The 24,962-nt window shown below is 70.2% G+C and carries 23 protein-coding genes; 13 read left to right on the top strand and 10 right to left on the bottom strand.

Annotation, left to right across the window (positions count from 1 at the left end; translation table 11 throughout):
* Positions 1–12 precede the first annotated feature (12 nt).
* From ABZ463_RS06055 to ABZ463_RS06035, 5 genes are read right to left on the bottom strand one after another with little or no spacing between them, the layout of a single operon-like run.
* Complete coding sequence (locus ABZ463_RS06055) at positions 13–2,637, bottom strand: family 78 glycoside hydrolase catalytic domain (protein ID WP_362773505.1); 2,625 nt, start codon at positions 2,635–2,637, stop codon at positions 13–15.
* Positions 2,634–3,623, bottom strand: a complete 990-nt coding sequence (locus tag ABZ463_RS06050) for a serine hydrolase domain-containing protein (RefSeq protein ID WP_352010621.1) — start codon at positions 3,621–3,623, stop codon at positions 2,634–2,636. Before ABZ463_RS06050 ends, ABZ463_RS06055 begins: the two co-directional genes overlap by 4 nt.
* Positions 3,620–4,438: a carbohydrate ABC transporter permease gene (locus ABZ463_RS06045; protein ID WP_352010622.1), complete on the bottom strand. Its 819-nt coding sequence runs from the start codon at positions 4,436–4,438 to the stop codon at positions 3,620–3,622. The genes ABZ463_RS06050 and ABZ463_RS06045 overlap by 4 nt, the downstream gene beginning before the upstream one ends.
* Entirely contained in the window at positions 4,435–5,289 is an 855-nt protein-coding gene (locus tag ABZ463_RS06040; RefSeq protein ID WP_362773502.1) for a sugar ABC transporter permease, read from the bottom strand. The genes ABZ463_RS06045 and ABZ463_RS06040 overlap by 4 nt, the downstream gene beginning before the upstream one ends.
* Complete coding sequence (locus ABZ463_RS06035; RefSeq protein ID WP_352010624.1) at positions 5,283–6,572, bottom strand: ABC transporter substrate-binding protein; 1,290 nt, start codon at positions 6,570–6,572, stop codon at positions 5,283–5,285. The genes ABZ463_RS06040 and ABZ463_RS06035 overlap by 7 nt, the downstream gene beginning before the upstream one ends.
* A 167-nt stretch (positions 6,573–6,739) precedes the next feature.
* Here ABZ463_RS06035 and ABZ463_RS06030 point away from each other — a divergent pair, with 167 nt between their 5' ends.
* The 4 genes from ABZ463_RS06030 (at position 6,740) to ABZ463_RS06015 (ending at position 12,377) form a co-directional block, all read left to right on the top strand.
* Complete coding sequence (locus ABZ463_RS06030; protein WP_352010625.1) at positions 6,740–7,750, top strand: LacI family DNA-binding transcriptional regulator; 1,011 nt, start codon at positions 6,740–6,742, stop codon at positions 7,748–7,750.
* Positions 7,751–7,820: 70 nt separating this feature from the next.
* Positions 7,821–9,404, top strand: a complete 1,584-nt coding sequence (locus ABZ463_RS06025) for a hypothetical protein (RefSeq protein WP_352010626.1) — start codon at positions 7,821–7,823, stop codon at positions 9,402–9,404.
* A 277-nt stretch (positions 9,405–9,681) separates the two neighbouring features.
* Complete coding sequence (locus tag ABZ463_RS06020; RefSeq protein ID WP_352010738.1) at positions 9,682–10,539, top strand: alpha/beta hydrolase; 858 nt, start codon at positions 9,682–9,684, stop codon at positions 10,537–10,539.
* Positions 10,540–10,784: 245 nt separating this feature from the next.
* A complete protein-coding gene (locus ABZ463_RS06015; RefSeq protein ID WP_362773497.1) occupies positions 10,785–12,377 on the top strand; it encodes an AMP-binding protein in 1,593 nt (530 codons plus the stop codon).
* Between the two features lie 64 nt (positions 12,378–12,441).
* Here the strand turns inward: ABZ463_RS06015 and ABZ463_RS06010 are convergent, their stop codons facing one another.
* The gene (locus ABZ463_RS06010; RefSeq protein ID WP_362773494.1) at positions 12,442–13,449 is read right to left on the bottom strand and encodes a LacI family DNA-binding transcriptional regulator; all 1,008 of its coding nucleotides are present in this window, start codon (positions 13,447–13,449) and stop codon (positions 12,442–12,444) included.
* 206 nt (positions 13,450–13,655) lie between these two features.
* Between ABZ463_RS06010 and rhaI the strand changes: the two genes are divergently transcribed.
* Genes rhaI through ABZ463_RS05995 form a run of 3 tightly spaced genes read left to right on the top strand, consistent with a single transcriptional unit; the run spans position 13,656 to position 18,351 of the window.
* A complete protein-coding gene (rhaI, locus tag ABZ463_RS06005; protein ID WP_362773491.1) occupies positions 13,656–14,822 on the top strand; it encodes an L-rhamnose isomerase in 1,167 nt (388 codons plus the stop codon).
* Between the two features lie 50 nt (positions 14,823–14,872).
* Positions 14,873–16,927: a bifunctional aldolase/short-chain dehydrogenase gene (locus ABZ463_RS06000; protein ID WP_362773488.1), complete on the top strand. Its 2,055-nt coding sequence runs from the start codon at positions 14,873–14,875 to the stop codon at positions 16,925–16,927.
* A complete protein-coding gene (locus ABZ463_RS05995; protein WP_362773485.1) occupies positions 16,924–18,351 on the top strand; it encodes a rhamnulokinase family protein in 1,428 nt (475 codons plus the stop codon). The genes ABZ463_RS06000 and ABZ463_RS05995 overlap by 4 nt, the downstream gene beginning before the upstream one ends.
* 325 nt (positions 18,352–18,676) lie before the next feature.
* On the opposite strand, the gene ABZ463_RS05990 is transcribed toward ABZ463_RS05995, so the two are convergent.
* Complete coding sequence (locus ABZ463_RS05990) at positions 18,677–19,369, bottom strand: DUF6348 family protein (RefSeq protein ID WP_362773482.1); 693 nt, start codon at positions 19,367–19,369, stop codon at positions 18,677–18,679.
* A gap of 284 nt (positions 19,370–19,653) precedes the next feature.
* Here ABZ463_RS05990 and ABZ463_RS05985 point away from each other — a divergent pair, with 284 nt between their 5' ends.
* Complete coding sequence (locus ABZ463_RS05985; RefSeq protein ID WP_362773479.1) at positions 19,654–20,553, top strand: ADP-ribosylglycohydrolase family protein; 900 nt, start codon at positions 19,654–19,656, stop codon at positions 20,551–20,553.
* Between the two features lie 53 nt (positions 20,554–20,606).
* Positions 20,607–20,864 (top strand): hypothetical protein, encoded by a 258-nt coding sequence (locus ABZ463_RS05980; protein WP_362773476.1) that lies wholly within the window; start codon positions 20,607–20,609, stop codon positions 20,862–20,864.
* 78 nt (positions 20,865–20,942) lie between these two features.
* Here ABZ463_RS05980 and ABZ463_RS05975 read toward each other — a convergent pair whose 3' ends face one another.
* A complete protein-coding gene (locus ABZ463_RS05975) occupies positions 20,943–21,245 on the bottom strand; it encodes a hypothetical protein (RefSeq protein ID WP_352010636.1) in 303 nt (100 codons plus the stop codon).
* Between the two features lie 554 nt (positions 21,246–21,799).
* Positions 21,800–22,117 carry a hypothetical protein gene (locus tag ABZ463_RS05970; protein ID WP_352010637.1) on the bottom strand — a complete coding sequence of 106 codons (318 nt, stop codon included), beginning with the start codon at positions 22,115–22,117 and terminating at the stop codon, positions 21,800–21,802.
* Between the two features lie 320 nt (positions 22,118–22,437).
* Here ABZ463_RS05970 and ABZ463_RS05965 point away from each other — a divergent pair, with 320 nt between their 5' ends.
* The 4 genes from ABZ463_RS05965 (at position 22,438) to ABZ463_RS05950 (ending at position 24,414) form a co-directional block, all read left to right on the top strand.
* The gene (locus ABZ463_RS05965) at positions 22,438–22,815 is read left to right on the top strand and encodes a peptidase inhibitor family I36 protein (protein ID WP_352010638.1); all 378 of its coding nucleotides are present in this window, start codon (positions 22,438–22,440) and stop codon (positions 22,813–22,815) included.
* A gap of 390 nt (positions 22,816–23,205) precedes the next feature.
* Positions 23,206–23,523, top strand: coding sequence for a hypothetical protein (locus ABZ463_RS05960; protein WP_362773471.1), 318 nt, complete (start codon positions 23,206–23,208; stop codon positions 23,521–23,523).
* A 129-nt stretch (positions 23,524–23,652) separates the two neighbouring features.
* The gene (locus ABZ463_RS05955; protein ID WP_362773468.1) at positions 23,653–23,946 is read left to right on the top strand and encodes a hypothetical protein; all 294 of its coding nucleotides are present in this window, start codon (positions 23,653–23,655) and stop codon (positions 23,944–23,946) included.
* 210 nt (positions 23,947–24,156) lie between these two features.
* Positions 24,157–24,414, top strand: coding sequence for a hypothetical protein (locus ABZ463_RS05950; protein ID WP_362773465.1), 258 nt, complete (start codon positions 24,157–24,159; stop codon positions 24,412–24,414).
* Between the two features lie 74 nt (positions 24,415–24,488).
* Here the strand turns inward: ABZ463_RS05950 and ABZ463_RS05945 are convergent, their stop codons facing one another.
* Complete coding sequence (locus tag ABZ463_RS05945; protein ID WP_362773462.1) at positions 24,489–24,824, bottom strand: hypothetical protein; 336 nt, start codon at positions 24,822–24,824, stop codon at positions 24,489–24,491.
* Positions 24,825–24,962 lie beyond the last annotated feature (138 nt).

The following is a 24,962-nucleotide window of genomic DNA, read 5'->3' as shown; positions in this document are numbered from 1 at the left end:
CCGCGCGGAGGTTCACCGGGCCAGGTCGTCCCACTCCTGGAGGAGGTGGGCCGTGGCCGCGGCGGGGGCCGTGAACGACCAGCGGCCCGGCGGCAGGTTCAGGGCGCAGCCCCCGTCGGCCAGCCTGGTGGTCGGCAGCTGTTCGTTGAGGCCCATGAGGAAGGTGCCGTTGACGGTCATCCCGTCCCACGCGCCCCGCACGGGCAGCACCGCGCGGGCGGTCACGCCCTCCGGGACGGAGAAGGTGAACTGGACCCCGTCGGGCCCGGCCCGCCAGCCCGACTCGACGGTCCCCGACGCGCTCTCGTAGCGGGCATGCGCCTGGCGCAGCAGCGGGACGGGGCCGGGGCGCAGCAGCAGCTCGCCGAAGCCGCCACCCGTCCCGCGCGGGTCGTCGCCCAGGCCCGCCACGTGCCGGAACAGCCAGTCGCCCACGCAGCCGTAGGCGTAGTGGTTGAAGGAGTTCATGGCCGGGGTCTGCAGGCCGTGCCGGTGGTGCCAGGCGTCCCAGCGCTCCCACATGGTCGTCGCCCCGGCGCGGAGCTGGTAGCGCCAGGACGGGTAGCCCTCCTGGTTGAAGATCCGGCCCGCCAGGTCGTGGTGGCCGGTCTCCGACAGCACGGGCAGCAGCAGGGCGGTGCCGACGAAGCCCGTCATGAGCCGGTGCCCGTCGGCGCGGACCAGGTCGGCCAGCGCCTGCGCCGCCGCGGTCCGGTCCTCGGGCGGGACCAGGTCCCAGGCGAGGGCGACGGCGTAGCCGGTCTGCGTCTCGGTGTGCAGCCTCGGCCCGCTGAGGAAGGCCCGCTGGAAGGCACCCGACACGCGGGTGAACGCCTCGCCGTACTCCGGCGCGTGCGGCTCGCCGAGCACGTCGGCCACGTTCGCGACCAGGCGGAGGCTGCGGGCGAGGGCGGCGGTGGAGATGAGGCTCTTGGGCGTCTCGACCGTGCCGGGGGCCAGCCAGTCGCCCAGGGCCCTGCCCGGCCTGATGCCGTCCTCGGCCTGGGCCAGGCAGTAGTCGGCCCACCGCCGCATCGGGTCGTACGCGCGGCGCAGCGTGCGGTCGTCGCCGTAGCGCCGCCACAGCAGCCACGGCACCTCGACCAGCGCGTCGGACCACACGGGGGAGTCGTATCCGTACTCGGGCAGGACCGGCGCGACGTGCGGGATCGCGCCGTCGGCCCGCTGCCCGTCGATCAGCGTCGTCACCCAGCCGGACAGGAACGCCTGCGTGTGCCGCAGGAAGCTGAGCGTCGAGCCGAACACCGAGATGTCGGCCGTCCAGCCGGTCCGCTCGTCACGCTGCGGGCAGTCGGTCGGCACGCTCACCAGGTTGCCGTCCGCCGACGCGCCGATGTTGGCGACGAGCTGCCGTACGGCGGGGTCGCTCACGGTCAGCGAGCCGGTGACGGCGAGCGCGGAGGACAGCAGCACCGCCTCCAGGTCGTCCGGCGTCAGCGCGCCCGGCCAGCCGGTGACCTCCGCGTAGCGGAACCCGTGCAGGGTGAACGCGGGCTCAACGACGTGCGAGCCGGGGCCGAGGACGAACTCGTCACGCTGGTCCGCGGTGCGCAGGTTGTCGGTGTAGAGCCGCCCGGTCGCGGTCAGCTCCTCCCCGTGTCGCACCACGATCCGTACCGGGCCCGGCGCGTCGACGCGCAGCCGTACCCGTCCGACGACGTTGCGCCCGAAGTCGGCCACCTGGACGCCCGGCGCGGGTTCGGTCACGGAGACGGCGGGCACCGTGCCGATCACCCGCACCGGGGGAGCGGGGTCGGCCTCGACCAGGATCTCCGGGACGGCCGTCGTCTCGGCGGGTTCGGCGGTCCGCTGGGAGGGGGCCTGGACGGTCTCGCCCATCACCAGGTCGGCGCGTGGGCGGCCGAGGTCCCGCCGGGTCCAGGCCACGTCGGTGGCGAGCACGCGGCGGACCCCGTCGTCGTCGCGCACGAGCACCTGGGCGCTGGCGGCGGGCCGGTCGCCGTAGCGGCGCGGGCCTCCGCCGGCGACGTGGCCCGCGTACCAGCCGGGGGCGAGCCACAGCTCCAGCTCGTTCTCCCCGGGCACGAGCAGCTCAGTGAGCTCCAGCAGCCGGTAACGCGTCCGGTGGGCGTAGTCGGTCCAGCCGGGGGCCAGTTCCTCCTCGCTCAGCCGTACCCCGTTGAGCAGCGCCCGGTAGACGCCCAGCGCGGTGACGGCCAGCCAGGCGCGCCCGGGAGCGGGACGCCAGGTGAACGACCCGCGCAGGCTCACCGCCGCCTGGGGGTCACCCGCCAGCCAGGGGGCGTTCCACGCGCCGCGCGCCCGCAGGCCCGTGGTGAACGCGCCGGCCGCGTGCCCCTCCACACTCCATGTGTACGGCGTCAGCGGCTCCAGCCGCCCATCCGGCACGTCCACGTCGTGCGACCCGGCGGGTACGGACGACCGCCACACCTCGCGCCCGTCCGAGGACACCACCACGGTGGCCTCCCCGGACAGCCGGGCGTTCCACGACAGCCGGGGCGACGGCTCGTCCACGCCGACCGGATCCGCCAGGCCGCACGTCAGGCCTGCCGGTGACCGGGGCGGGGCCGAACGGATGAACGGCGTCTGCGCGCCTGAGACCTGCACCTCCAGCACCCCCGAATCCCGGTTCACGCATCTAGCCCGGTGGTGAAGGCGTTGTGCAGGCCGTCGATGTCCACACCGGACAGGTGCGGCGCCAGCACGTTGATCAGCAGCACGAAACACGCGTCCTGCTCCGGGTACATCCACCACTGGCACCCCGAGGCGCCACCGTGCCCGTACAGCCGCCGTTCGAGCAGCCCGGGAGCCGAGTGGCGCAGGTTCCAGGTGAGGCCCCAGTCCTGCCCGGCGTTGACCGGGTCGGGCTGCAGCTTGACCAGGCCCGTCGTCTGCGGGGTCGTCATGGCGGCCAGAGTGGTCGGGTGGACCAGCCCGCGGTCGCCGCGCAGCAGCGCCCCGCCCAGCGCCAGGAGGTCCTCGGCGCGGGAGAACAGCGCCCCCGCCGGATGGCGGAGCCGTACGAACTTGTCGAAGTCGAAGCCGGGCCCGAGCAGTTCGACACCGTGGACCTCGGCCGCGTCGCACGCCGGGTCGAACGTGATGCGCCCGCCGCCCGGCACCAGCGTGTTCAGATCGGAGTCGATCAGGTCGGCCAGGTCGCGCCCGGTGACGTCGCGGACCATCTCCGCGATGCCGGCGAAGGCCAGGTTGGAGTAGTGGCTGAGCGTGCCCGCCTCGAACATCGACGGCGCGGTGGCGAGGTGTTCCAGCAGGTCGTCGGGTGTGAGCGTCTGCTCGGCGATGCCGCCGGTGTGGGTGAGCAGGTGCCAGAGCGTCACGTCGGGCCGCGCGAAGTTCGGCAGCGCGTCCCGCAGCGGGCGGCGCAGTGACAGCAGCCCGCGTTCGACCTGACGCATGGCGACCAGCCCCGTCAGCGGCTTGGTCACCGAGAACAATGCGAAGTGGTCCTCGATCCGGGTCGCCCGGCCGTCGTGCTCGCCGAAGGCCTCCAGCACCTGGATCCCGTCGGAGGTGGCGGCGCCGAACACCGCACAGGGCAGCCGCCCCTCCTTGATCTCGCGCCTGACCCAGTCGAGCGCGATGTCGTGAGTGGTCATCCTTTCAGGGAACCTTCCGTGAGGCCGGCCAGGACGCGCTTCTGCGCGGCGACGTACACCGCCACGAGGGGCAGCGTGGTGAGCAGGACGTGGGCGAAGACGAGGTTCCAGTTCAGGCTCTGCAGGGTGCCCGAGGCGAACTGGAACAGGCTCAGCGGCAGCGTGGCGTTCGCGCTGCCCTGGAGCAGGAAGAGGGCGAAGAAGAAGTCGTTCCAGACGTTGATGATCAGGATCACGCCGCCGACGAACAGCACCGGCCGCAGCAGGGGCAGCAGGATGCGGAAGAAGACCTGCGGGCGGGAGGCGCCGTCGATGGAGGCGGCGTGCTCCAGGTCGGGGGGGAACGCGCGGACGAACCCGGTCGCCAGGAAGATCACGACGCCCAGGCGGCAGCCGGTCATGGTCAGCACGTAGCCGAGCGTGCCGCCGTCCAGCGACAGGGCGCGCAGCAGGTAGACGGTCGGGATGATCGACGGCGGCAGCAGGATCGACAGCCCCATCACGAAGTAGGCCGCCTGCAGCCACCGCGACCGGCTGCGTCCGAACGCCCACGCCGCCGCCGCGCCGAGGAGCACCACGGCCACCACGATCGGCACGGTCACCTTGAGGCTGTTGAACAACCCCGTCAGGTAGCCGCCCCGGTCGAGCACGATGCCGTAGTTCTCGGCGACCGCCCACGTCCTGGGCAGTCCGAGGCCCAGTTCCGCGGCCTCACCCGCGGGTTTGAACGAGTTGACGACCACGAGCCAGACGGGTACGAGCACCCACGGGATCGCGAAGAGCGTCAGCGCCGTGTACTTGAGGACCGCCCTCATCCCGTCACCTCCCTACGCCGCAGCCACCACACGAGGGGCACGGCGGTGGCGATCACCAGCAGTGTCACGGTGAAGCCCAGCGCGCTGGCGGAGCCGAAGAAGCCCTGCCCCCACTGCTGGCGCATCACCACGTTCAGGGCCCGGGTGTGGTCGCCGGGCCCGCCGCCGGTGGTGGCGGCGATCACGTCGTAGGCGCTGAGCGCGCCCACCAGCGTGACCGCCACGTTGAAGGTCAGCGCCGGGGCGAGCATCGGGAACACCACCCGCCGGAACCGGGTCCACGGCCCGGCCCCGTCGACGGTCGCCGACTCCAGCAGCGACTTCGGGATGGAGTTGAGGCCCGCGATGTAGACGAGGGTGATCAGCCCGCTCCACTTCCACGCGTCGATGAACGCGACCGTCACCAGCGCGGTCGACGGTTCGCCAAGCCACGCCCACTCGATGCCGAGGAAGGAGTTGATCGCCCCGTCGGGGGCCAGCAGCCCGCGCCAGATGTATCCGGCGGCCAGCGGCGAGATGAGCGTCGGCAGGAAGAAGGCCGAACGGAAGACGGTGTTGACCCCGCTGGTCCGCTGGAGGGCCATGGCCAGCGAGAGGCTGACCGTGTTCTGGATCGCCATGCACATGATCGCGTACAGCACGGTCACGGTGACCGCGTTGGCCAGCAGGTCCTGCTCGATCAGGGTGCGGACGTTCTCCAGCCCGTTCCAGGTGATCTCGGCTCGGAAACTCGTCCAGGAGGAGAACGCGAACCGGACGTTGAGCAGGAACGGGGCGACGAAGAAGACCGTGACCAGCACGATCGCGGGCAGTGCCCACGGCAGCCAGGCCGCCCTGTTCCGCATCACCATCCGGGCAGCCCTGCCGCCTTGGCCGCCTGCTCGACCTGGCCCTGCAGCTGGGTCGCCGCCTTCTGCGGGTCCTTCTGTCCGGCGATCAGCTCGGACATGAGCTGCGCCAGGCCGCCCATGCCGGGGATGTCGGAGTTGAAGGCGATGACCGCGCCGGTGTCGTAGGCCTTCTTGACGTCCTGCAGCACCGACGAGACGCCCTGCGGGTTGGGCACGTCCTTGAAGACGGGGAAGGTCTTGGACGCGGTGATGTACTCGTTGTAGGCCGGGCCGGTCATGAAGCGCACGAAGTCGAGCGAGGCCTTCTCCCGCGCCGCGTCACCGGTCTTGGGCAGATAGAACGTGCCAATCGGGCCGGGCGCGTAGGTCGCGAGCGGCTTCTCGCTCGACAGGCCGACGAAGCCGACGGACTCGTCGACGGTCTTCTGGTCGCCGCCCGCGGCCGCGAGGAGGGCCGGGAGCATGTCGGAGTGCTGGGCGACCATGGCGGCCTTGCCGGTCACGAGGGCCTTCATGGAGTCCTCGAACTTGGCGGTGACGATGTCCTTGTTGAAGCAGCCGTCGGCCTGCAGCTTGGCGTAGGCGGTCAGGCCGGCGACGAAGGGCGAGCCCGGGTCGGCCAGGGTGCTGGTGTGGCCCGAGATGGCCTTGCCGTACGCGTTGGACTGGTTGGCGCTGGCCAGGTAGAGGATGGGCAGGATCTGCACCGGCCAGATGGACCCGCCCGACTCGAAGACCGGGGTGACCCCGGCGGCCTTGAGCTTGGGGCAGGCGGCGGAGAGCTCGGTGAAGTTCGTGGGCGGGGTCAGCCCGGCCGAGGTGAAGACCTTCTTGTTGTAGTAGAGGCCGAAGACCTGGGGGAAGCCGGTGATGGCGGCGTAGACCTTGCCGTTGACGGCTCCGGCGCTCTGGTAGAGGTCACCGGACCTGGCGATGTACGCCTCGCCTGTCAGGTCGCGCAGGTTCTCGGCCGGGTTGAGGGCGAGCAGGCCGCTCGCCGTCGCGTGGTACTCCAGGATGTCCGGGCGCTCGCCGGTGGCCCACTTGGTCTGGGTGGTGTCCTCGAAGCCGTCGGACGGGATCGACACGAGCTCGATCTTGTGGCCGGACTGCTTCTCGAACTTCTTGTACATCTCCAGCAGGGGCGCCGGGTCCGCGCTGTTGTGCCAGAGGGTCAGCTTCACCTGACCGGTCCCCTCCGGGGCGGAGGATCCGCAGCCGGAGAGGGACAGGGCGAGGACGGCGCCGATCGCCGCGCTGAGCATACGGGATGGTGCGTTCACGCCCGTGCTCCTGTTCGTTTGGGAGGTATCGTGTAGAACGTTCTCCATTGGTAGGGCACGAGAGAATCGTCCGTCAAGAGGTAGACCTGAGGATCAATGACGGGCTAGCCTCCCTCCACAAGAAAAGTGTGTAGTTCGTTCTACGAAAACTCTGCGAAGGATGACGCGTGACGAGCCGACGGGTGACGATCGCCGACGTGGCCAGGCGGGCCGGGGTTTCCACGGCCGCCGTGTCCAAGGTGGTACGCGGGGCCTACGGCGTGAGCGCGGAGATGCAGGCCAAGGTGACACAGGCCATCGACGAGCTGGGTTACCGCCCGCACGCCGCGGCCCGTGCCCTGCGTGGACGCACCTACACCCTCGGTGTCATGCTCTCGGACACCCGTAACCCGTTCTTCCCCGACATCATCGAGGGCGTCACCGGCCGGCTGGGCGACACCGAGTACCAGGTGCTGCTCGGGCCCGGCGGGATCGAGCCCAAGACGCAGGCCAGGATGACCGACGCCATGATCGACCGGAGCATGGGCGGGCTCATCCTGATCTCACCGGTCATGACGGACGCGGAACTCGCCGCCATTGCGACGGCCATCCCGGTCGTCGTGGTCGGCAGGCACGGCGGGGCCACGACCTACGACGCGGTCGTCAACGACGACGTGATGGGGGCGGGGCTCGTGGTCGACCACCTGGTCGGGCTCGGGCACACCCGGATCGCGCACATCACCCACCTGGAGCGGGCCCACGCCCAGGGACTGCCGCACACGGTGCGCGCCGAAGGCTACCGCCAGGCGATGCGCGCCCACGGACTCGCCGACGACGTGCTGGCCACCTCCTTCACCGAGGAGGGCGGCTTCGAGGGCGCGCGGGAGTTACTCGCGCGAGACGACCGGCCCACCGCGATCTTCGCCGGGGCCGACATCGCGGCGCTCGGCGTGTTACGCGCCGCCGACGAGGCGGGCCTGTCGGTGCCGGAGGACCTCTCCGTCGCCGGATACGACAACATCGGCATCGCCTCGCTCAAGCGCATCTCACTCACCAGTGTCGACCAGGACGGGCACGTGATCGGGGCCACCGCCGCGCAACTGCTCGTCGAACGCATCGAGGGACGCTCACGATCGGTGACGTCGTCGGTGTCACCCACGCTGATCGTCCGCGGAACCACAGGACCGCCTCGCCCCTGAGAACCGACCGCACGTCGGGGGGACTGTCGCGGATCAAGTGTTGAAACGATTCAATGGAAGGACCCCCCACGTGAGACGACTCTCCCTCCTCGCCCTTCTCCTCCCACTGGTGGCCGTGCCCGCGCAACCGGCCATCGCCCAGCCGTCCGCCGTGACCTGCCCGGTCAGGGTCGACCCCGCGGCGTTCGCCTCAGAGGCCCGCCTGAGCGCCCTGGCCGACAAGCAGGCGACGTTCGGCGCCAGGCCGACCGGTTCGCCCGCGCACGCCGACTACGTCGACTGGCTGGAGGAGGAGATGTCGGCCATCCCCGGCATCCAGCTCTCCGCCCTGCCCTACACCATCGACCGCTGGGACAACCTCGGCACCGGCCTGACCGTCGGCGGTACGGCCGTGCAGGTCGCGGCCCCCGTGCCGTTCTCCTCCTCGACCGGCTCGGGCGGCGTCTCGGCCCCGCTCGTCCACCTGGCGGCGGGGACGAACATCACCGCGGCCAACGCCGCCGGGAAGATCGTGGTCCGGGACCTGCCGTGGACCAACGTGCCCAACCTGCTGTTCTATCCGCCCACCCTCGGCTACTCCATGTACGACCCGGGCCTCACGATCAACCTGCTCGGCTCGGAGTCGATGGAGGCCCCGGCCGCGGCCGACGCCGACCTCAAGGCCGCCGCGGCGGCGGGCGCGCTGGGCGTGATCGAGATCAGCCAGCTCCCGCACGCGCAGATCAAGGACATGTACGCCCCCTACGAGGGCCTGCCGTACGGCGTGCCGGGCGCGTACGTCGGCGCCGACCAGGGCAAGCAGATCAAGGACGCGCTGGCCGCCGGGCAGCCGGTCCAGGCCTCGCTGACCGTGAACGCCGCCTGGACGCCGACGCCGACCCGCACCCTGCTCGCGACGCTTCCCGGCGGGAACGCCCAGAAGATCGTCGTGGAGAGCCACACCGACGGCATGAGCCCGGTGTGGGACAACGGCCCGCTCACCATGATCGAGATGGCCCGTTACCTGTCGTCGCTGCCGGTGGAGTGCCGCCCGCGCACCGTGCAGTTCGCGTTCGTGACCGGCCACCTCTACCAGCACCTGACCGGCCCCAACGTCCGTGAGGGCGGCGCGGGCCAGCTCGCCGCCCAGCTCGACGCCGAGTACGACCAGGGCAAGGTCTCCTCCGTCGTCGTGCTCGAACACCTCGGCGCCAAGCGCTACGACGCGGTCGCCAGGCCGAACGGCCTGCCGGGCAAGCAGCTCGTCGCCAGCCCCAACCTCACCGAACTGCTGCTGGTCCCCGTCAGCGAGAGCACGCCGCTGCGCGAGCTGGTCAAGGGCCACATCGAGTACTGGGACGTCAGGCGCACCGCGATCCTCAAGGGCCTGTCGGCGGCAGACCTCGGCACGGTGCCGCGCCACTGCAGCTTCGGTGGCGAGGGCACGCCGTACAACCAGCACCTGCTGCCCGTCATCTCGCCCATCGCCGCGCCCAAGACGCTGTTCTCGCCGCAGTTCGGTCCCGAGGCGATCGACCTGCAGGTGATGCGCAAGGCGTCGCTCGCCTTCACCGACGTCGTGCTCGACCTCGGCCCGATGGCCCAGACGGCCGTCGCGGGCGACGTGACCGCCATGCGGCAGCAGCGCGCCTCCGGCACGCCGGGATGCGCGTGAGCGTGGACGACAGGACGCCCGTGCGTCGGCGCACCGCCGCCGGCGCCGGGCGTCCGCCCACCGCCGTTGACGGCGGTACCCGGACAGATCCGGCAGACACCACGCACGCGCACGCCGTACGGCTCACGCCGCGACCCCACCTGAGTCCGCGCACATGTCCTCGCCCGTGTCCTGGACGTGACCGGCACCGGGCGTGTTCGTTCCTTGACACCACTCACCGATCGCATTTCCCTCTCCTTGGAGGCGTTCGCGCCTCCGGACAATCCACGAGGTGACCATGGAGAACTTCACCCGTCGGCAGGCCCTGCGGGCAGGGGCGCTCGGCCTCATGTCGGCCGGATTCCTGTCGTGGACCGCCGAGGCCAACGCCGCCTCGACCATCGAGACGATCTACAAGGCGGCGGGTCCGTGGCCGGTCGCCACCGGCACCTCGGGCGGCCACCGGCTCTACTACCCCTCGACACTGGGCGCGGGCGGCGTCGTCCATCCGATCGTCACCTGGGGCAACGGCTCGTGGGCCACCCCCGACAACTATCCGGGACTGCTCAACCACCTCGCCTCGTGGGGCTTCGCCGTGGTCGCCTCGACCGACACGACCACGGGCACCGGCGCCGAGATCATCGACGCCGCCCAGCACCTCGTCGGCCTCAACACCGACCCCGCCAGCGTCTTCCACGGCAAACTGGACACCGCCCAGGTCGCCGCCGTCGGCCACTCCCAGGGCGCGGGCGGGTCCATCAACGCGGCCAACAAGTCGGCCGGGCTGATCAAGACCGTCGTGCCGATCGCCGTGCCCGCGCAGTGGATGGCCGGCCCCGGAGACGAGTTCTCCGTCGCCGCCCTGACCTGCCCGGTGCTCTTCCTCAGCGGCGCGGACGACTGGCTGATCTCCTCGGCCGGGACCCTGCAGGGCTACTACGACCAGGCGGGCGCCGGAGCGGGTAAGGCACTGCTCAAGGGCGCGGGACACAACGACATCCAGAACACCGGCGGGGCCTTCCTCGGCTACGTGACCGCCTGGCTGCGCTACCGCCTCCAGGCCGACACCCAGGCCCGCGGGGCGTTCGTCGGCGCCACCGCCGAACTCCCCACCAACACCGCCTGGCAGAACCAGGCCCTCAAGAACCTCACCTAGGAGAACCATCGTGGCGGATCACGCGCGGCGCGGACCCGCTCGCCGGGGCGGCGACCGGACGGCGCCGCGCGTGATCACGCGGACCACCGCCGGGCCGGTCCTCCCCGGTACGCCGCCCTTCGTCTCCGAGGCGCCGGGCGCCGGACACGCCGCGGGCCGTGGCCCACGCGACGCGCACCGGCGCCCCCGGCCGTCCGGGCACACCATGATCTTCAACGCATCCACCGACGACCGGAGGTTGTGACATGCAGTCCTACTCGAACGCGGCGGCGCCGACTCCGCTGCTGGGCGAGACCATCGGCGACAACTTCGAGCGGACCGTACGGCGCTTCGGCGACCGCGAGGCGCTCGTCGATGTGCCCTCCGGTCGCCGCTGGACCTACACCGAGCTCGACGCCGACGTGAACCGGCTGGCCCTCGCGCTTCTGGCCTCCGGGATCGCCAAGGGGGACCGGATCGGCATCTGGGCACCCAACTGCGCCGAATGGGTGATCGTCCAGTACGCCACCGCGAAGATCGGCGCGATCCTGGTCAACGTCAACCCCGCCTACCGCAGTCACGAGCTCGACTACGTCGTCAGGCAGTCGGGACTGCGCCTGCTCATCAGCGCGCTCACGCACAAGGGCAGCGACTACCGCGCGATGGTCGAGGAGATCGGGTTCGCCGACGTCGTCTACCTCGGCGACCCCGGCTGGGACCGGCTGCTGGCGCTGACCGCCCCCGAGGAGCGGCTGCGCGAGCGCATGGCCTCGCTGGGCGCCGACGACGCGATCAACATCCAGTACACCTCCGGCACGACCGGCTTCCCCAAGGGCGCGACGCTCTCGCACCACAACATCCTCAACAACGGGTTCTTCGTCGGCGAGCTCCTCCACTACGACGAGCACGACAGGGTGTGCCTGCCGGTGCCCTTCTACCACTGCTTCGGCATGGTGATGGGCAACCTCGGCGCCACCTCCCACGGCGCGTGCGTGGTCATCCCCGCGCCCGGCTTCGACCCCGAGGCGACGCTGCGGGCCGTACAGCAGGAACGATGCACCTCCCTGTACGGCGTGCCGACCATGTTCATCGCCGAACTCGCCCTCGCGGGGCGGTACGACCTGTCCAGCCTGCGCACCGGCATCATGGCGGGCTCGCCCTGCCCCGTCGAGGTGATGAAGCGCGTCGTCACCGAGATGAACATGGCCGAGGTCGCCATCTGCTACGGCATGACCGAGACCTCGCCCGTCTCGACCATGACCAGGTTCGACGACAGCCTGGAGCGCCGCACCGAGACCGTCGGACAGGTGATGCCGCACGTCGAAGTCAAGATCACAAGCCCGGAGAGCGGGCTGACCGTGCCGCGCGGCGAGCCGGGTGAGCTGTGCACGCGCGGCTACTCGGTGATGCTCGGCTACTGGAACGAGCCGGAGCGTACGGCCGAGGTCATCGACGACGCCCGATGGATGCACACCGGTGACCTGGCCACCATGGACGCCGACGGCTACGTCAACGTGGTCGGCCGGATCAAGGACATGGTCATCAGGGGCGGCGAGAACGTCTACCCGCGTGAGATCGAGGAGTTCCTCTACCGCCACCCCGACATCGCCGACGTGCAGGTGGTCGGCGTGCCCGACGAGAAGTACGGCGAGGAGCTCATGGCCTGGATCGTCATCCGCGAGGGCGGTACCCCCCTGACCGCCGAGGCCGTCAGGGAGTTCTGCGCGGGCAAACTCGCCCACTACAAGATCCCGCGCTACGTCCACGTCGTCGACGCGTTCCCGATGACGGTCACCGGCAAGATCCGAAAGGTCGAGATGCGCGAGGAGGGCGTGCGCCTGCTCGGGCTCGACCGGTGAGCCGGTCATGAGGCCCGAGGTCACTGGTGGCCTCGGGCGCCTTACCGGCGTGGCGTCGCCGGAATCAGGCCCGCGTCGAGGCCCGCTCCACGAGTTCGGGCCGGAAGACGACCTGCCTGGGCTCCTCCGTTCCCTGGCCCGACGCCTCCTGGAGCAGCAGGTCGACCGCCGTCCGGCCGAGCAGGGCCGCCGGCTGCCTGATCGAGGAGAACGGCACGATCGCCGTGGCGGCGAAGTCGATGTCGTCGTACCCGATCAGCGCCATGTCCTCGGGAACCCGGAGCCTTCCCCGCAGCATGAGCGCCTGCAGCAGTCCCATCGCGAGCAGGTCGTTGGCGGCGAACACCGCGTCGGGGCGCTCGGCGGGGGAGCGCTCCTGCAGGGCCTCGCCGACGGCACAGCCCTCCGGCACGGTCAGGCTCCCGGTCGGGACCACCTCGATCGCGGCGCCCGCGACCTCGGCGACGGCGCGGCGGGCGCCCTCAAGACGGTCGGAGACCTGCCGGATGCCCAGCGGCCCGCCCACGAAGGCGATCCTGCGGCGGCCCCGCCCAAGCAGGTGCCGTGCGGCGAGGAACCCGCCTGCGACGTCGTCGACCGCCACCGAGGAGAAGCTGCGAGGGGGAGCCTGCCTGTCGACGAGCACGACCGGGGTGCCGCCGCGGCGCAACCGTTCGAGCCTGGCGAGATCCTCGTTGAGCGGCGTGATCAGCAGGCCGTGAACCCGCTGCTCCTCGAAGAGATCGAGATACGCCGCCTCGCGGGTGCCGTTCGCGCCGCTGTTGCCGAGCAGCACGGTCAGGCTCTCCGCGGCGGCCCGATCCTCGGCGCCGCGCGCGACCTCGGTGAAGAAGGGGTTGCGCACGTCGAGCACGACCAGGCCGATCGAACGACTCCTTCCGGCCCGTAACTGCCGGGCCGCGTCGTTGCGGACGAAGCCCAGTTCCTCGATCGCGGAGAGCACGCGTTCGACGGTCGCCGGGGCGACCTTGTCCGGATGGTTCAGGACATTGGAGACGGTGCCCACCGAGACCGACGCCGCGGCTGCGACGTCGCGGACGCTCACCGTCATGGGTTCTCCCTCGCTGCGTCGGTCCGGCCCCGGATCGCCGGGACTCTTCGAGAAGATAGCGCGCCGCGGCCGGCGTGACTTGCCCGCGCCGGGTCGTTGTAACTACAGTTTGAAACGTTTCAATTCTACCCTTCACGCTCTCGGCCAAGCCCCGCCACCGCGAAACCCGTTCGACGGCGGCATCCGACCGGCAGAAAGAGACGACCGTGACCACGCTCTCCCCCGACATCCTGGCCGAGCTCGAACGGCAGGCCATCGAGTTGCCGAGCTGGGCGTTCGGCAACTCGGGCACCCGCTTCAAGGTCTTCTCGACGCCGGGCACGCCGCGCGACCCGTACGAGAAGATCGCCGACGCCGCACAGGTGCACGCGTACACGGCCCTCGCGCCGACCGTGGCCCTGCACATCCCGTGGGACAGGGTCGACTCCTACGACGACCTGCGCCGGCACGCCGAAGGGCTCGGCGTCGCCCTCGGCACGATCAACTCGAACACCTTCCAGGACGACGACTACAGGTTCGGCGCCCTCACCCACGAGGACCCGAGGATCCGGCGCAAGGCGATCGACCACCACTTCGAGTGCATCGACGTCATGCACGCCACCGGCAGCCGCGACCTGAAGATCTGGCTCGCCGAGGGCTCGAACTACCCGGGCCAGGCCGACCTGCGCGGCCGCCAGGACCGCCTGCACGAGTCACTGAGGACGATCTACGACCGGCTCGGCGACGGGCAGCGCCTCGTGCTCGAATACAAGTTCTTCGAGCCGGCGTTCTACCACACCGACGTGCCCGACTGGGGAACGAGCTACGTCCAGGTCGCCGCGCTCGGCGACAGGGCCGTGGTCTGCCTCGACACCGGCCACCACGCGCCCGGCACCAACATCGAGTTCATCGTCATGCAGCTGCTGCGCCTCGGCAAACTCGGCTCCTTCGACTTCAACTCGCGCTTCTACGCCGACGACGACCTCATCGTCGGCGCGGCCGACCCGTTCCAGCTGTTCCGCATCCTCTTCGAGGTCATCCGCGGCGGCGGCCTCAACCACCCCGACGTCGCGTTCATGCTCGACCAGTGCCACAACGTCGAGGACAAGATCCCCGGCCAGATCCGCTCGGTGCTCAACGTGCAGGAGATGACCGCGCGCGCCCTGCTGGTCGACCGTGCGGCCCTGGTCGCCGCCCAGCGCGGCGGCGACGTGCTGGAGGCCAACCGTGTCCTCATGGACGCCTTCCACACCGACGTGCGCCCGGCCCTCGCGGAGTGGCGCGAGTCGCGAGGCCTGCCCGCCGACCCGATGAGGGCCTTCGCCGCGTCGGGCTACCTCGCCAGGACCGCCGAGGAACGTGTCGGCGGCACACAGGCGGGCTGGGGCGCGTGAACCCGTACGGCCCTGTGACCAACCATCCGCCACACCGAAGGACTCCACTCATGACGAACCAGGCAGCCGCCGACCTCATCGCGCGGTCGAACCGCCTCGGCGCCGACCCGAAGAACACGAACTACGCAGGAGGCAACACCTCGGCGAAGGGCACCGAGACCGACCCGGTCACGGGCGAGCCCGTCGAACTGCTCTGGGTGAAGGGATCAGGAGGTGACCTCGGCACCCTCACCGAGGCCGGACTCGCGGTGCTGCGCCTCGACCGGCTCCGCGACCTCGTGAAGGTGTACCCCGGCGTCGAGCGCGAGGACGAGATGGTCGCCGCGTTCGACCACTGCCTGTTCGGCCTTGGCGGGCCGTACGGCGGAGTCGGCGCCGCGCCGTCGATCGACACGGCCATGCACGGCCTCGTCGACGCCGCGCACGTCGACCACCTGCACCCGGACTCGGGCATCGCCGTCGCGACCTCCGCCGCGGGCGAGGAGCTCACGAAGAGGATCTTCGGGGACCGGGTCGTGTGGGTGCCGTGGCGCCGCCCGGGCTTCCAGCTCGGCCTCGACATCGCGGAGATCAAGGCGAAGAACCCGCAGGCGGTCGGCTGTGTCCTCGGCGGCCACGGCATCACCGCGTGGGGCGAGACCTCCGAGGAGAGCGAGCGGAACTCGCTCTGGATCATCGACACCGCCGCGGCGTACATCGCCGAGCACGGCAGGCCGGAACCGTTCGGCGCGGTCGTACCGGGCTACGAGCCGCTGCCCGAGGCCGAACGGCGCGCGAAGGCCGCCGCGCTCGCGCCGACGATCCGCGGCCTCGCGTCGCACGACAGGCCGCAGCTCGGCCACTTCACCGACGGTGAGGCGGTGCTCGACTTCCTCTCCCGAGAGAAGCTGCGGCCGCTCGCGGAGCTCGGTACGAGCTGCCCCGACCACTTCCTGCGCACGAAGGTGAAGCCACTCGTGCTCGACCTTCCGGCGTCGGCGAGCGTCGAGGAGAGCATCACGCGCCTCAGGGAACTGCACGAGCGCTACCGCGCCGACTACCAGGCGTACTACGACGCCTACGCGACCGAGGACTCTCCCGCGATCCGCGGCGCCGACCCGGCGATCGTGCTCGTGCCCGGCGTCGGCATGTTCTCCTTCGGCAAGGACAAGCAGACCGCGCGCGTGGCCGGGGAGTTCTACGTCAACGCGATCAACGTGATGCGCGGCGCCGAGGCGCTGTCGACCTACGCCCCCATCTCCGACGAGGAGAAGTTCCGCATCGAGTACTGGGCGCTTGAGGAGGCCAAGCTGCGGCGGATGCCGAAGCCCAGGACACACGCCACGCGCGTCGCGCTCGTCACCGGCGCGGCCTCCGGCATCGGCAAGGCCGTCGCCACCCGGCTCGCGGCCGAGGGCGCCTGCGTCGTCGTCGCCGACCTCGACCTGGAGAAGGCGCGGGCGGTCGCGGCCGAACTCGGCGGCACGGACGTCGCGATCGGAGTGTCGGCGAACGTGACGGACGCCGCCCAGGTGAAGGCCGCGATCGACGAGGCGGTGCTCGCCTTCGGCGGCCTCGACCTCGTGGTGAACAACGCAGGTCTCTCGCTCTCGAAGCCGCTCCTTGAGACGACCGAGGCCGACTGGGACCTGCAGCACGACGTCATGGCCAAGGGCTCGTTCCTCGTGTCGAAGGCCGCCGCGCGGGTGCTCATCGAGCAGGGACTCGGCGGTGACATCGTCTACATCTCCTCGAAGAACTCGGTGTTCGCCGGCCCGAACAACATCGCCTACTCGGCGGCGAAGGCCGACCAGGCCCACCAGGTGCGTCTGCTCGCGGTCGAACTGGGGGAGCACGGCGTCAGGGTCAACGGCGTCAACCCCGACGGCGTCGTGCGCGGCTCGGGCATCTTCGCCTCAGGCTGGGGCGCCAACCGGGCGAAGACCTACGGCATCCCCGAGGAGGACCTGGGCAGGTTCTACGCCCAGCGCACGATCCTGAAGCGCGAGGTGCTGCCGGAACACGTCGCGAACGCGGTGTTCGTGCTCACCGGCCCCGAACTCGGCCACACCACCGGCCTGCACATCCCGGTCGACGCGGGGGTCGCCACCGCGTTCCTGCGATGACCGCCGGGTCGGTCGCCGCGGTCGACCTCGGGGCCACCAGCGGCCGGGTCGTCGTCGGGCACGTCGACCAGGCGGCGGGCGCACTCGGACTCGACCACGTCGCGAGGTTCCCGAACGGGCCCGTGCGCCTGGCGTCGGGCCTGCACTGGAACCTCACCGGCCTGTACCGCGACCTCACACACGGGCTCGCGGACGCCTTCCGCCGCGAGCCCGGCGTCACGTCGATCGGCGTGGACTCCTGGGCCGTCGACTACGCGCTGCTGCGCGGCGACCGCGTCCTCGGCGAGCCGTTCCACTACCGCGACGAACGCAACGAGGCCGCGGTCGAGGCGGTGCACGCGCGGGTGCCGTTCGAGGAGCTCTACCGCCGCAACGGCCTGCAGTTCCTGCCCTTCAACACCGTGTACCAGCTCGCGGCCGAACGGGCCGGCGGATGCCTCGGCCTCGCCGACTCGCTCCTGCTCATCCCCGACCTCGTCGGCTTCCAGCTCACGGGCGAGAAGGCCGCCGAGCGCACCAACGCCTCGACGACCGGACTGCTGGAGGTCAGGACGGGCGAGTGGGACCGCGAACTCGCCGACCGGCTCGGGCTCGACGCGTCCGTACTGCCCCGCCTCGTCTCGCCGGGCGCCTCGCTCGGCGGCCTGCGGCCCGAGGTCGCCGCGGAACTCGGCGCTCCCGCCGGGACGCGGGTCGTGGCCGTCGGCTCGCACGACACGGCCTCGGCGGTCGTCGCCGTGCCGATGCGTCCCGAGGCCGCGGCCTACATCTCCTGCGGCACCTGGGGCCTCGTCGGCGTCGAACTCGAACGGCCGGTGACCACGGACGCCGCGCGCGAGGCGAACTTCACGAACGAGGGCGGCGTCGACGGCCGGGTGCGCTTCCTGCACAACGTCATGGGGCTCTGGCTGCTGTCGGAGTCGGTGCGCTGGTGGGAACGCGACGGGTCGCCGATCGACCTGCCCGGGCTTCTCGCGCAGGCGGCCGCGGTCACGACCGCGGTGCCCGTGTTCGACGCGAACGACCCGCGCTTCCTCGCCCCGGGCGACCTGCCGGGGCGCATCGCGCGGTGGTGCGAGGAACACGGGGTCGCCGCGCCGCGAAGCCGTGCGGAGTTCGCCCGCTCGATCGTCGAAAGCCTGGCCGAGGCGTTCGCGAACGCCGTGCGCACGGCGTCGGCCCTCTCGGGCGTCGGCGTCGAGACGATCCACGTCGTGGGCGGCGGCGCGCTCAACACGCTGCTCTGCCAACGTACGGCCGACCGCTCGGGCCTGCCGGTACTGGCGGGCCCCGTGGAGGCCACGGCCATCGGCAACGTCCTGATCCAGGCCCGCTCCGCGGGCTTCGCCAACGGCGACCTGGAAACCCTCCGCTCCCTCGTCGCCCACGCCTTCACCCCGACCCGCCACGACCCGGCCTGCTGAACACCGGGCACCGGCGGGGGCGTGGACACGCTGGAGGGGCACGGCAGGACGTGGGTCCGTCCGCCGGAGACGCGGGCGAGGGCCTCGGGATGCCAGGCCTCGTGAACCGCGGCCTGGCCGTGTTCGCAGCGGTTCCGCCTGGGTCATCCGGCCAGGGATGTGGTTTCGGTGAGGACACGGGCGAACCGGACGCGGATGCCGTGCCGTACGGCGTGGCGGCGGGCGCGAAGGATCTACGGTACGGCGAAGCAGGCCGAGCGTGGAAAGCCGGGGCGTCCCACCTGTTTCGCCGGCCTTCTCGTTCGAGAACCGCGGTGTCCCGCTCTCACCCGGTCTCGTTGTGCACGAGCAGCACGAACGTCCGAGCGTAGGACAGACCTTCGGCCGGTCGAGGCCAGTCCAGATCGGCCAGCATTTCCGAGGCCGCCTCGTGACGGACGCCGTTGACCCGGATTTCGGTGGTCTCGGTGTCCTTGCCGCCGCCGAAGAACGCCTTGATGCCGATCAGGTGGTCACGCTCGAACGTGCTCCCCAGCACCGGGGCCAGCCGGGGCAGAAGCGGGTTGTCCACCGCCCAGTGCTGGACGGCCAGGAAGTCGTCGCCCGTGCCCCACCCGGTGATACCGCCGTGGATGGCATGCCAGCCGGGGAACCCGTCGGGCGCGTCGGCGGCGAAGTGCCCGGCGAAGGAGCCGTCCTGGCTGAGAAGTTCGAAGAGGGCGCTGCCGGTGGTGCCCAGCCAGAGCTGGATCGCACGATCCACGGCCTCCTCGGTGGTGCCGCCGTACCCCGCGACGCAGTCGCTGATCGTGGTGTCGTCCGGCCGGTCGACGTTGAGAACGAAATCAAGGTCAAGGTGGCCGGGACTGCCGGTGTGATCCTCGCCGAGCACGACGGCGACCGAGCCGGACCCTCTGACCATGCCGTCCGTGACGTGCCAGGGCTTGTCCGTGGCCTCGGTCAACCGCCGGGCGACCATATCCAACACGACCTCGTCCGGCAGCCGGTCATCGTCCATGACGACTCCTTCCTCACGTTTCACCATGATCGTTACGGACCAGAGCAGACCGTACCGCACCGCAGGCAACCGCCACCGTTGCGGTTGATCACCGCCGTACGGCGTGAGGTCACCGAGGATCCTCCGGCCGCAGGCAGCCGCATGGGCCGGAGGTTCCGGTCGGTACGCCAACCGCATCGTCAGCCGGGACGAGGTGGCCGAACCCTCCTGGGAGTGCCGAAGGCGGTTCGCAGGCGCTCCCACGGTCGGACACATCCGGCCTGTCACCCCTCACAATGAAGGGGATGCCATCCACTCCTTTCGCGCGCGCCACGGCCTCTCTGCACGGCCTGGCCCTCGGCGACGCCTTCGGCTCCCAGTTCTTCGTTCCGGCCAGCCGTCACGCTCTCTCCGGCCGTCTGCTTCCGCCCGACCCGTGGCAGTGGACCGACGACACCGAGATGGCGTGCTCCATCTACCGCGTCCTGGCTGATCACGGTGTCGCCGACCAGGACAGGCTCGCCGCGAGCTTCGCGGCCCGTCACGATTTTGACCGCGGGTACGGCCCGGCCACCAACCGGATGCTTCGCCTTGTCCGTGAAGGCGGCGACTGGCGGGCGCTTTCGGCTGAGTTGTTCGACGGCAAGGGCTCATGGGGCAACGGCGCCGCGATGCGAGTGGCACCGCTCGGTGCCTGGCTCGCCGATGACCTCGCGGAGGTCGTCCGACAGGCGGCCCTGTCGGCGCAGGTCACCCACACACACCCGGAAGCGGTGGCCGGAGCCGTCGCCGTAGCCGTGGCTTCGGCGACGGTGGTCAGGGAACCCGACCTCTCCCCAGGGCGGTTTCTCGACAGGGTCAGGGAACATGTGCCCGCGAGCCTGGTCCGGGAAGGCATCGACGAAGCCCGCAGGCTCCTCACCATCGGTGATCCCGTGCTCGCCGCTCAGACCCTGGGGAACGGGCGACAGGTCAGCGCCCACGACACGGTTCCCTTCACGCTCTGGGTGGCGGCCCGCGAACGTCGTGACTTCGAAGCGGCCATGTGGGCCACCGCGACAGCCGGCGGCGACGTCGACACCACCTGCGCCATCGTCGGCGGCATCGTCGCGGCTTCGGGCGCCACCGGCTTCCTCCCTCCGGAGTGGGCAAGCAGATGCGAACCACTGCCGAACTGGGCGGGAGCCCCACCACTCACCCCATGAGCCGGACGTCTTCGCCAAGGACCAACCGCGGACAGCCGTATGAGCGGATCACGATGCCGATGCGCACCCACGCCTGGGAACTGGACGCGAACGGAGAGTTCGACGGCGAGCGGGCCGACGCCGCGTCGCGTGCGCACGCCGCCGCCCTCCCTGCCGCTTACAAGAAAGCCGACCCCGGCACCGAGACTCTGTCGCGGCTGGACGCCTTCGCGCTGACCGGTCCCGTCCCGTTGCCCGCCCTGGAGGCTCCGGAACTCTCGAACGACGTTCCAGGCTCCTGCGGCTGTGCCAAGGATGTCGGCATGTGGTGACCGCGCCCGTGGCCTGACGAACGGTGCGCCCCCGTCCTCCGTGGAGGCGGGGGCGCCGTCATGCCGTTCAGTGCCGCGTCAGTCGAGCAGGATGATCCTGTAGCCGAGGAGGGTGCCCGAGATGTACGCGGACGAGATCTCGCCCACCCCTACTGGGTCGCCATCGCGGTAGATGTACCCCACCTGGGGGTTTACGTGCAGGCCCTCGGCGTGGATCGCCTGCCGGCCCGTGCCGCCCGTGCACTGGCTGTAGGCGGTGTTACCCGAGTGCCACGCGGTGCAGCCTGTCAGGGTGGCGTGGGCGGGGGATGCGGAGCCCACCAGCAGGGAGGCGGTGAGCAGGGCGGTGGCGGACGCGGCCGTAACCCGGTTTCTTCTCATGTGCGCTTCCTCCGGTTCCGAAGGTAAATGGCACTTCCAGTAAGAAACTTTCCTAAGCGGACGATACGCACCAGGAAGAACGAGGCAAGCGCTTTCCGCGCCTTCGCCAAGCCGGGAACGCCTCCGTCCAGAAGGACCGGGTGTCCTCATGTGAGGAAGTCTCGCTGCAGGCCACAGACGGCTCCTGCTCGGACGTGTTGCGACCCCTCGTGGGGGCGATGAGGACACGGCGTCCCGCACGGGACGTGAACGGCGTCTGCGCGCTGTGACCCCTCACGGGGTGATGAGGCGAGTACCAGAACGGCGGCGTCTGGCCTTACATGTCGCGAACCCTCACAAGGGTGATGAGGCAAGGTCGGGGAGTCGCCGGTTCCGGTGTTCTTGCTGCGACCCCTCTGAGGATGATGAGCCCCCTCAGTCTGCTCCGCGACGTCGACGACCGCAAGCGACAGCGCCCCCGCCTCCATGCTGGAGGCGGGGCGCCGGCCCCTCACAGGGGCGATGAGGATGATGAGGAAGGCCGGGCAGGGGGCCGCGCCGGGCGAGACTCCCGGCTAGCCGGCGAATTCGCAGTCATAGCCCGTCACATTGGGCTGCCCTACTCCGGCCATCGTCACACGGCAGACGAAGACATAGCCCCAAGACGTGACCGCGATCCGAGCGGGCCCGTTGACCGGTCCGGGCCCGTCACAGCCATTGGCGTCCAGGAACGGCGTCGGCCTCCCGGACCAGGTCAGGCTGCCGCCGTCCCACCACCTCGCCGTCGCGCAGACGAACTCCGGCAGAGGATCGGAGAAAGCGGCCGCAACGGCCATCGGCGGGGCGGCGAGCACCGCAGCCGCGGCGGTGACGGCGAAGCGCTTGAAGGACATGGGGGCGCCCTTTCACGGAGGGGGCCGGCGAGACCGTTCGGGGGAGCGCCTCGAAGGTAACCCGGGAGAGCGGTCTCGCCCCTTGGCCAGAAGTGGACATTAAAGAGTTCGGTAAGCGCTTTCTGTGCCTTCGCCAAGTCGAGAGCGCCACCGATCGCCCGCGCCTGAGCGAAATTAATAAGGAAGCTTCGGAAAGTGTTTTCGGGCTACCGTAAACACCATTGCGCGGCTCCCAAAGAAATGCCACCCTATGTCTGTCGCGGCCGCGGCATCCAGCAGGGTCTAAGTAAATGAAATCCCCATGAAGAAAGGGCGCTCTCATGCGCAAGGAATCCGCGCGTCTCGCCGCGCGTACGTTGACCGCCTTGGCCGTGGCGGTGATCGCAGGGATGGGCGCGCTTCCAGCCTCGGCAGCCCAAACGGCCCCTCAGGCCGGATTGTTCTGCACCTACCAGCACAAGGACTTCGGCGGCGCGCGCGAGTGCTTCTCGGCGCCCGGCGGGGCTCTCACATACAACGACAACCAGGTCAGTTCGGTGTACAACGACACCGGATACCTGCTGTGCGCACGAGACACCGCGGGCGCAAGCTTCGAGTTGGCCGTTGACCACGGCCACTACTACAAGAACCTCACGAAGGACACCTATCCGGGCGGCGGCTCCTGGAACGACCGCATTTCCGTGATCGAACCCTGCTGACCCCTCCGGCATTCATCACCCGCAGCGAATGCCCCGGATAAAACAGGAAACCGACCCTCTTCGCCGTGTCTGAAATATCAAATGTCCTGTCGGTCGAAGGCTGGCAGGACATTGTGATGTCGCGCGAAGGCGTCCCGCCGTCCACCGGGCCGCCTCGGTGACGGGTCCAGAGGCACCGGCTGCGTGAACCTCGCTGTTTCACGAACGCCGCCGAGGCCGGGCACGAGGGCGGCGTGACAGCCGACCGGGTAAGCGACTGATTCGGGCCCGGTCCGGCAGGTCGCGGAACGGCACCATGCGACCGAAATATGAGAAAGCGTTAGCTCCTCGACCCGGGCATTCGATGGTCATCTTGAGGCGATCATTCCTGCCTTGCAGAGGAGCCATGTGGTGAAGATCCGCATCCTGCGCGCCGTAGCGGTGCTCGTGCTCGTCTCGGGAGTCAGCGCCCTGTCCGGCGCCCTGTCCGGTGCGATGACCGCGACCGCCGCCGACACCGCCACAACGTCCGCTGCTGAGGCCCGTTCCTCTGTGTCCCTACCGCCGGACTGGTACCGGCAGGGACCTTTCTCCTCCCAGGAGGCATGCCGGACGGCCCGGCAGGAGGGCGCCGACCGGGGCGACTACACCTCGGCGAGCGGCTGCTACCACTACGACGGCGGCCAGGGCTGGCCGACGGGCTGGTACTTCGACGTGTACCTCCCATGACCCTCAGCACGGCACAAACCGGCCCGTTCATCGGACCATGCCGCCGAAATACGGGAAACCGGGAACTCCCCGCCCCGGCCGATCGGTGCTCATCTGAAGGCGTCCCCCCGCCGGCCGCAAGGAGACCTCGTGAAAATCCGTCGACTGTCCACCGCAGCCGTACTGGTGGCGATGAGCGCCGGCGTCCTGGCCGGCGCGACACCCGCCGTCGCCTCCAGCCGGGCGAGCGCCACCACCGCCTCTGCCGGTGAGCACCCCTCCCTGATGGAGCAGTGGTATCGAAGAGGCCCCTACCCGACCCTGGCCGCCTGCAATGCGGCGCTGCTGGAGGTGTTCACCGACCTGCCGATAACCGACTGCTACTACTACAACGGCGATCCGCGCCCAGGGATGCGGGGGTACTACTACGACATATACCTGTGACGAACGGGACATATCCCGTCCGCCTGTCCCATGGCCGGCGCGGTTGGCGCCCCCGCAGTCTCCGGCCGGAGGCGGGGGCATCCTGCTGTTCGCCTGCGCACGATCACCCTGCCCATGCAACCCGTCAGGCGGCTTCTGCGCCTCACCCAGGTACGAAGAGCCACCACCCGATCGAGGAACACCACTACCCGCGACGCTCTCGAAGCCGCCATGACCATGACGCCGAAGACGGAGGCACCGCCGACGCGGGTCTTCGCATCGACCGTGAGGAGCGCGTGCCGCTCCATCTTGACGGCTCTCACGGCCGTGGCCGTTGTCGCTGTTCTTCACAGGGCTGGGCCGCAGCTGAACAAAGCGGGGCAGGAGCTCGACGCCGAAACCGAAACCGAAGTCCTGCTCAGGATCTATGCCAAGTGCATCGCCGGCCAGGACGAGGCCGCCAAGCGCCCGGGAGGAGACGGCGCGTGATCCGCGGCAGGCCTGGAAACTTGTGCACGCATTAGGCACAACCAGCCGCAGCCGCCCGCCCCCAACCGCACACGTCAAGAGAGCCTCCGCCCGGCGTCGCCGCTGGTCAGAGGCTCTTTTGGCTGGTCATGCGAAGCGCGCCCTGCAGGATTCGAACCTGCGACCGTCGGAGTAGAAGTCAAGGATGCAAGCCCGAACCGCTGCGGCAGGGAGTGCGCCAGCACCTCCAGGCGGTCAAGCACATGCGGTTCGACCACATCGCCGAACGCCTCACGGCTCGCAGTCCCAGAAAAGAGGAGAGCGAGCTGCTCGGCGGCTCCAAGCCCGTCCTCGGCGTGCTGGCCACCGTGCACGATGCGGCGGGAGCCGTGCTGATGGTTCTGGAAGCGGCCTTGCCAGGTGATCTTCATGAGCTGCAGGATGTCTACCCCGTGACATAGACCGACGTCGGATGGCGCCATGCAAGGCGTTCCACCTGCTGTCAGCGACGAGCCGCTCAAAGAGTCGTTCTGGCGTGGCTCAAAAGGAGGCCGTCTCGTAGTCACCCT

Source organism: Streptosporangium sp. NPDC020145 (assembly GCF_040631275.1).
In the GTDB taxonomy this organism is placed as follows: Bacteria; Actinomycetota; Actinomycetes; order Streptosporangiales; family Streptosporangiaceae; genus Streptosporangium.
Note: the sequence above shows the minus strand (reverse complement) of the source record. Positions and strands in the feature narration are given on the sequence as shown.